Annotated in this window: 8 protein-coding genes; 3 read left to right on the forward strand and 5 right to left on the reverse strand. The window is 40.3% G+C overall.

Annotated elements, in window-relative coordinates; all coding sequences use genetic code 11:
• Positions 1 to 81 precede the first annotated feature (81 nt).
• From Q8J82_RS08915 to Q8J82_RS08925, 3 genes are read right to left on the reverse strand one after another with little or no spacing between them, the layout of a single operon-like run.
• A complete protein-coding gene (locus Q8J82_RS08915; RefSeq protein WP_304908085.1) occupies positions 82 to 393 on the reverse strand; it encodes a hypothetical protein in 312 nt (103 codons plus the stop codon).
• A 46-nt stretch (positions 394 to 439) separates the two neighbouring features.
• On the reverse strand, positions 440 to 628 hold the full coding sequence (locus Q8J82_RS08920) for a hypothetical protein (RefSeq protein ID WP_304908086.1): 189 nt from the start codon (positions 626 to 628) through the stop codon (positions 440 to 442).
• Between the two features lie 36 nt (positions 629 to 664).
• Positions 665 to 859, reverse strand: a complete 195-nt coding sequence (locus Q8J82_RS08925; RefSeq protein ID WP_304908087.1) for an MbcA/ParS/Xre antitoxin family protein — start codon at positions 857 to 859, stop codon at positions 665 to 667.
• Between the two features lie 250 nt (positions 860 to 1,109).
• On the opposite strand from Q8J82_RS08925, the gene Q8J82_RS08930 reads away from it, so the two are divergent.
• The 3 genes from Q8J82_RS08930 (at position 1,110) to Q8J82_RS08940 (ending at position 3,466) form a co-directional block, all read left to right on the forward strand.
• Complete coding sequence (locus Q8J82_RS08930; protein ID WP_304908088.1) at positions 1,110 to 2,357, forward strand: hypothetical protein; 1,248 nt, start codon at positions 1,110 to 1,112, stop codon at positions 2,355 to 2,357.
• 282 nt (positions 2,358 to 2,639) lie between these two features.
• A complete protein-coding gene (locus Q8J82_RS08935; protein ID WP_304908089.1) occupies positions 2,640 to 3,326 on the forward strand; it encodes a hypothetical protein in 687 nt (228 codons plus the stop codon).
• Positions 3,326 to 3,466: a hypothetical protein gene (locus Q8J82_RS08940; protein WP_304908090.1), complete on the forward strand. Its 141-nt coding sequence runs from the start codon at positions 3,326 to 3,328 to the stop codon at positions 3,464 to 3,466. Before Q8J82_RS08935 ends, Q8J82_RS08940 begins: the two co-directional genes overlap by 1 nt.
• A 382-nt stretch (positions 3,467 to 3,848) precedes the next feature.
• Here Q8J82_RS08940 and Q8J82_RS08945 read toward each other — a convergent pair whose 3' ends face one another.
• Both Q8J82_RS08945 and Q8J82_RS08950 read right to left on the reverse strand, forming a co-directional pair.
• Complete coding sequence (locus Q8J82_RS08945; RefSeq protein ID WP_304908091.1) at positions 3,849 to 6,470, reverse strand: DEAD/DEAH box helicase family protein; 2,622 nt, start codon at positions 6,468 to 6,470, stop codon at positions 3,849 to 3,851.
• Positions 6,471 to 6,480: 10 nt separating this feature from the next.
• On the reverse strand, positions 6,481 to 7,851 hold the full coding sequence (locus Q8J82_RS08950; RefSeq protein ID WP_370868636.1) for a site-specific DNA-methyltransferase: 1,371 nt from the start codon (positions 7,849 to 7,851) through the stop codon (positions 6,481 to 6,483).
• Positions 7,852 to 8,056: the final 205 nt, after the last annotated feature.

Below are 8,056 nucleotides of genomic sequence, written 5' to 3' on the forward strand. Positions count from 1 at the left end.
ACAAATTGTAAAGTAACGGCGATTAATGTCAAGCCAGATTTCTCGCTGGATGTTGATACCAATCAACAAATATGGATACCCTTAATTTCTGGTATATGAACCAAACAATGTACTAGTCATCGGCATATTTTGCTCTACGCCTGATAGCTTCCTGATTTTATTCAACTGAGATTCTGTCAATGGGCTATCATCCATTTCATAAGCAGGAATGATCTCCCTTGCCAATTTAGATAAAGCCAAATGAACCACATCTGTTTCATTCAAACCGAGTAAATCACTCATTCTTTTAACGGTAGCTTTCTGAACACCAAAGACACTATCTCTAGCTTTAAATTTCAATAACATGGTGGCTGAAACAGCACGTTTTGAATATGGGCCCGGCGTAGGTTTCATTTTAGCGCTCATATAGTGGTGGGGTTCACTGGACAATCAGTCACAATTAGACGTTTTTTAGCTTCTGCTTAGCAAGTTTCTCAGCAATTCTCAGTTTCGAATTTTCCCACAATTCAGCCGCGTCCTTTGGTGGAAAACCAAGGTCAAGAAAGATGTTTGTGCCTGGTTGAGTGATATAACTTGAGCCATGAAACTCTGAATCTGTTTTAGCTGGTTCGTTTTTCAATTTATTCATACTGCTTCTCCTCAATCATTATTGAGTTGTATTCATCTAAACAAATACGCCATGTTCGATACGACCTAGGGTATCCATTACACTCTGGATGCCATCCTCAGTATCTAACAATGAAGCTGGAATGCCACCTAAAGACGGGTTATGTGAGTTAAGCCACCATAAGCCTTTCTTGTCATCACTGAAAACCTCTGCAACACGTTTCAATACATCTGCTTTTGTAATGGTATTCATAGTGTTCCTAATTAAACAACACCGCCATTAAGCGGTTTCAATTTCGGTTAATCGAAGTTGCGATTTAAATTTTGTTTCATGAGCCAGTTTGCCCAATAACACAAAAGATAGTGGCCGCAAGCTTTACTCGGCGTTAACCGACTCTGAGGATCGGGTGCGGAACGTAAAGTTTATGACCGTAATCATAATACCGATATACTCACATCTGTAAAAATTCTAGCATGTAATAGAGGCTAAGGAGAGATACATCATGTCTATTCGATTCGAACGACAATCATTATACGAAGAGGTCTGGTCTGAGCCGCTTACCCGACTGGGTAAAAAATATGGGCTTTCTGATAACGGTTTACGTAAAGTCTGTATAGCTCTCAATATTCCTTTACCAAAAGCTGGCCATTGGACAAAAATAGCGGCCGGTCATCAGGTACCCAGAGTTCCTCTTCCTGAAAAATCCGATAAAACAGAATTTATAAGTAACCCTAAGCCAGCTGAGGCCGTTACCATAGAGCAAAACGAAGACATGACGTGGCTTAAAGAACGCGAGGCGTTTGAGTCAAGTCAAGCCAATCATATCTATGTGGACCTTCAACCAAAGAAATTTCACAGTATGTTGATAGAAACCCACAATCGTCTGGCGGAAAAACTAAAAGAAATAGAGAAAACCAGAATTGAAGCCGAGAAGGAGGCCAAACGGCCAGCAGGCAGGAAATGGGAACCCAACATGAACTCAAGTACATTGAGCTATTTTGAAAGTCGGGGTCAGCTTCTCGAATTGCACAGATGGGGCATGCCATTCAGATTCACTCCCAAGACGTGTGATCGCGGCTTGGCTATCGCGAATGCCTTATTCTCAGCTGCCGAGAGTCGAGGCTTTAAAATAGTAAAGGACAAAGAAAGTAATAAACTCAACTTTAAGCTTGATGATGGATTGGTCTATATCCGCATGAGTGAAAAGCTGAAGCAAGATGTACGCATATTGAAAAATCCGTCAGATTTAGATTTACGCTTGAGTCAAGAACACATCAAGATTCCTACAGGGACTCTTCGATTTCATCTTTGCGCTTCCGGAAGCTCATCCGAGGTTGAAATGCCTGACACTGATGACAAACCACTGCAAGAAAATTTAAATCAGGTGTTCTGCAGGATTTATAAGCTGATAGTTCAAAGTCGAGCACATAGTCGAAAATTGGCGGAGTGGCATCGTAAATATGAAGAAGAAAAGCGACAACGTGAGGAAAAAGAGAAGATTCGCCAAGAGGAGATTAAGCTTCAGGAAATGGAATTACAAAAACGAGCAGCCCTGCTAAAAGAAGCCTCGGATTGGCGAAATTCCGAGCTGATATACAAATACATAGCCCATCTGGATAACACACTATCCGGTATAGGCTTGGACATTTCAAAGGAAAAAAATTATCGCGAATGGAGAAACTGGGCTCTCAATGCTGCAAGCGCGCTGGATCAAACATCTCAAAGAATAAACGAATTAATTAAAAATTAGGCTTACCTGCCTGCAACCGAGTTCCCCTGATTAGGGATTCTGACGGGGTCGTACCAGGTCAGTGAATGTTGCCACATCCATTAACCATGATTTCTGGGCAGGTGTATAAGTCTGATGCAGATCCTGCGGCAAAACAAGTTGCACTCCAATCAAGTTGGCCGTACGAGCCCGTAGGCTCGTAGAGGCAAAACAATAGACTAGCAAATTTAAAGTGAGCAAACAGGGTTGCTCTCTGCAGATTAATCGCACAAAATATTAACAAGTTTGACAATGGCAATTTATATGGCGGAGCCATATAATTACCCTATGAAGAATCCACATAAAGAACGCCTTTATCTCCGCATGAGGCAATACCATCGTCACCATCAGTGGCCAGTGGGTGGCAGTGGGTTATTCATTCCGCATGCGTACCCCAAGCTCCTAAATCTGTCCTGGTGGGATGATGTTGGCTTTATTCTGAACGGGCGGCGTATCATGGTTTGGTGGATGCATCCACGCATGAAATATACTGATGCTATCAATGATCTGGCTTGGCAAGAAGCTGGCGATCCACCGTTACATGGTGCCGATCTATTTGAACGCAGCGAAAAGCAATGGAAGAAAGTTGGGCGTTCACGAAAGAAAGTGATTTCTTATGTGACACGTCAAACACCAGATGCTCAATGGGCTTACTACGACAAACTGAATAGCATCGAAATGCGTATGCAATCCGAAGGCATTGATTCAGTTATTTCCCCATCACTATCAGTAGAAATCTTACCTTGGTGCAGGGGTATCAGTCTCTGCGCGCCAATAGAGGTGCGCGACAAAAAAGCGTTAAGTGATTTAGCTGCGCTGGCAAAGCGATTGATCAAAGGCGAAACAACTTTAATCAAGGAGTTTCCAAAATACCAATATGGACGAGAGGATTGGCAATTAGAAGCTGATTTGCGCATCAAAGACAGAGAAGCAAGGGATGAAGGAGTTTGATGAACCTACATCCTGATGCCGCTGCTAAAAAAAGCAACGCTAGAAACTTGGCATATGAATTATCCGCACAATCAATATCCACTCACATTGATGAGCTTGGGACGAACGCAGAAAACGGAAAAAATTGTACGCTAAGCTAAATTCATCACACTTTATCGGTTTTTTGCTAATAAGCGCACAACGGTTGACGGATGTACCTGAAATAACCTAGCAGCATCGGCCCCTGTTTTTTGGCCAGACGTTACTAACATGATAATTTCTTTCTGTTATTGTGGCGTAGGTTTAGGTCGCCGCCCACCAATTCTGCCTTCTTGTCGTGCTGCTGCAAGTCCATTTTTAGTACGTTCACGTAGCATAGCTCTCAAACTCTGCAAATAAACCAACGATTTGCATCATCATTCGACCAGCTGGTATAGATGTACCATCGCTTCGGTCAGACTTTGAAAGTCCGCTCCCGCTTCTTCGATCTTTTCCAGCGTGAGTTGTTTTGCACATTGCCTAAACAATAAGTTCCACTGTAACTTATTGTAATAGCTGCTCGAAAGATTCGTTGAAAGGCTTTGCTCGCTCAGTGCTGTTGTAAAACGGCAAGCCCCACATCACATATTGCCTGTTACTCAGCATCGCGTTTAAATTAAATTCGCCTTTTATTCTAGTAAGAAATTGCTCTTTCCATTCATCTGTTTTTAGCAAATGACCGCCTTTTGGTTCAATAAAAACCTGATAGTGCATGGTGTCAATCTCGTCTTTACCTATTAGATATAGTAAGAAATCTGGCTCTAACGCTCTTTCGTCATCAAAATGATAGAGCTTAAAGTGTTTTTCATTGCGGATTAAATAAACTTCACTATATTTTTGTATAAGCTCGTCATATCTCTTTTCAATATACTTAATCAGCAACTTTTCCTCAGAACTGCCGAAACAGTCATCAAAAACATACCAGTCTTTAGTAGTTAAATCTAAATAATAAGTGCCAGATTCAATTGCACTGCACATTGAGCGTCCTGTTTGTTGATCGTCACCGATTTCTGTTGAAAAACTCATCTTTTTGTCAGTGAACACACTTTTTAATGCTTTGGGCCTAAAAGTTTTAGTGCCTTTATATTCAATCTCACTAGATGCAATTGCAGTGGCAATACTTTTTAGCACTTGCAAGGTTGCAGAAATCCTAGCATCTACGCTTAAATTATTTAATTGTTCAGCTTTACCTGTTATTTCAAGTTTTAAATTACCCAAATAATTTTCCGCGTTAATAAACTCATTGCTAGACACTAAATTTGGTAAGTGATTTTTGAGATTACTGAAAGTGTAAAACGGTAATTTTTGCATTGCTTTACGGATAATGCTTTCACCAAAATCTACCAGCTTGAAATCTTTACTCTTAACATCTTCACCAGTGCTAACAATTTTTTCATTAAAAATTTGTGTGGTGCTTGTGTCGCCTGTGCGTAATTTAATTTTGTAAACACTATCAACAATCGCAGGGTTTAATCCAAGCGCACTTTCACGTAGATTTTTTTCTTGCTCATTCAAAAAAACATAGCCATGTTGATACAAGTGTGTGTTTTTGAAAGACTCTTTTAGCTTCAGGCTTTTTTCAAAACTGCTAGTAGCCTTCATGCCAATTTGTACAAGTGCCACGTTAAGTTCTTGAATGTATTTTGGGTTGTACTCACTGTGATAATACAATTCCTCGCAAACACGCAATTCATTATCTAAATCTGCGTCGTATTTACGCATGTCAGGCGTTTGGTCAGATGTGATTTGAAACGGGCAGTAACGTGCACCACGACCAATTAACTGCGCCTCACTCATGGTGGTATTACCCACTCTATTATTTTTGCTATCTCGTGTATTGTATAACCGCACGATGTCAAACAAGTTCAACACATCCCAGCCCTCATTTAGCTTATCAACCGCAAATACAGCGCGATATTGATTGCCTGCATCCTCTAGCGTATTGACGGCTATTTGTTTGGCTTCACTTTCTTCTTTACTGTTTACTGAGATGAGTTTTTCTGCCGCAAAATCTTGTTTAAGCTCAATGACCAGATTTTCTAAACTGATATGGTTGTCATTAAAGAATGTAAGTGCTTTACTAATGGCAGGGTCGCTTGCATGGTTGAGTATTTCACTTAGTTTGGCCGCCGTTAAATTTTGTATTGCTAATGCAAACTCATCTTGAAATGCTTGGCTGTCTTTAATATATTTTGACTTGAATAGCACTACAGGCTTGACTATTTTTTGATGCTTGGCAAATACTTTTAGTCGATATTGCGACAATACAACCGCCAGCAATGCGCGTTCAATGGCTGTTAAGTTTGCTTGCAAGACTTTAACTTCCTTAGAGTAGCTATCGCGCCTAAACTCACGTAAAGGGTAATCAAAAATTAGTTTGGGTTTATATTTCGCGGCCAAATTAGCATCGCTTAAATCCATTGTGGCAGTAAATTCCAGCAATACATTATCTTCATGGGATTTGAAGATTTTTTCTACCGTGCCTTCCCAGCTTTGCACTTCAAATAAGTCTTCCTGTTTCTTTGACTTTTTAGTATCGGCATTGATGTGGTGGGCTTCATCTGAAATTAGTACGATTTTTGACTGCTCAAAATCCACATAAGTCAGCGAATTTTCCTTGGGCTTATTTAAGTCGGTATGTAAGCCCTGTATGGTTGAAAACACGATATTGATGTCGTCAGGATTAGCCGCAGAAAAGTTAGAGACTTCTTTGATAAAAACCTGCTGATTGTCAATATGAACGCTATTTGAGAACAGGTGTTTGTTAGATAATGGATTGAGAAAGTTATCTCGCGTTTTATCAATAATATTAGTGCTGTGTACAAAAAACAAAAAATTACGATAACCTTGCGCATATAAATGCAATATAGCGCCTGCCATCATCAGCGTTTTGCCGCTACCTGTTGCCATGTGAAATAGTAGCTGGTGGTTTTGGCGTGGCTTTCCCTCAAAATCTTCTAATAAATAAAATAGAAAACGCTTAAAAGCCTTAGCCTGATAAGGTCTTATATTGAATTTTGGATTTAAGTTATCTGTAATGTGCGCAGGAATTACAACTTGCCCTATTTGCTTTTCAACAAACGGATTGCTCAGTGAGTCATGTAGCGATGTGATGATATTCGTCATTATTCGCCGCCTACATCTTAAAAAACTGTTTATTTAAGGCTTTATCGCTTTCGGATACTGCATAAATAGCATCATCCATTTCTGATAGCGGCACATACAGCATATTTTTATCCAGCACATCCATCAAAAAGCGTTGCTGGTCAGCAAAATCTAGCTGATTGAAGTCAGAGGCATTTTCATTAAAGGTTTTAACGTCTAGTTGGTATGACAAAAAAGCGCGTTCTTGCATGGCTTGCCAGATGCCTAGTAATTCTTCGCTACTTTTAGCCTCTTGGATTTGATCTATGAATGTTTGGTTAGTTTTGGCAATTTCACAATAAACAAAACTACCGCCGCCTTTCCATTTCACGTTTTTAGATATGCCTGTTGTATCACCATTGATAACGTTTTTCAGTCTTACAACACTATCATTATCACCATAATCTAGCTGCTCAATTCCGATATACCGCCTACCCATTTTGTGAGAAACAGCACAAGTAGTTCCGCTACCAAGGTGAAAATCCAATACCAAGTCATTAGGCTCTGATGCAATCTCAATAATTCTTTTAAGTAATCTCTCAGGTTTTTTACCGTTTTTTAGAGTAACTCCGCCTTCATTGGCAATTGAATCCCACGATAAATCACTCCAAAAATCTGTAAGCCTTTGTGTTGGACAACGCACACCGTCAACAACTTTAAGTTTACTTTCATAAAAAGCGACCAACCGCCCATTCAACAAATAGTGATACCCATCATCGTCTCGTTCAATTGCAATAATTTTGGAAGGCGACTCTACGGAAAGTTGTATTCCTACTTTCATTCTTTCAGAAGGTTTATGTGGGCCATAGGTAGCAAAAACGCGATGAGAGTTATTCAAAGCAAACTGTTCGATTAATGGTTGTAATGACTCTTTCTGGATGTTTGGATTTTCTTCAGCGACTAAATTCTGAATATTTTTGTAAGTCCATTCACTTACTGGTTCAGATGGATTATTTATAACATATTTATAATCTGATTGATAACCAGCTTTAACATAGGAGTTTTTAATCGCTGATTTTTTATCACCCATGCAATAAATAAGAATGTGCTCTGCAACATTAACAAGTCCTGGATTTACAACTTTGAAACCTGCTGGGGTAGATGTTTTAACCGTAATATGGGGCAAAGCTCTATCTACTCCAAAAATCTCATCCATCAGCACTTTGATATAGCCAAACTCAATATAGTCACAGTGTACGAAAATTACACCGTTCTTTGAAAGCAATTGTTTAGCAGCAGATAATCTATTCCTCATGAACGTAAGCCACGTTGAATGATTGAATGAATCGTTGTAAAGAAATGAATCTCCATCTGTATTATACGGCGGGTCAATATAAATCAGCTTCACCTGCCCCGTATACACTTTTTGCAGGGTATGTAGAGCGAGTAAATTATTGCCCTTGATGATTAAATTGTCATTAACCGATATAATTGGCTGGCTGGCTGGCTGGCTGGCTGGCTGGCTGGCTGGCTGGCTGGCTGGCTGGCTGGCTGGCTGGCTGGCTGGCTGGCTGGCTGGCTGGCTGGCTGGCTGGCTGGCTGGCTGGCTGGCTGGCTGGCTGGCTGGC

This window comes from Methylotenera sp., assembly GCF_030684185.1.
Lineage (GTDB): Bacteria > Pseudomonadota > Gammaproteobacteria > Burkholderiales > Methylophilaceae > Methylotenera.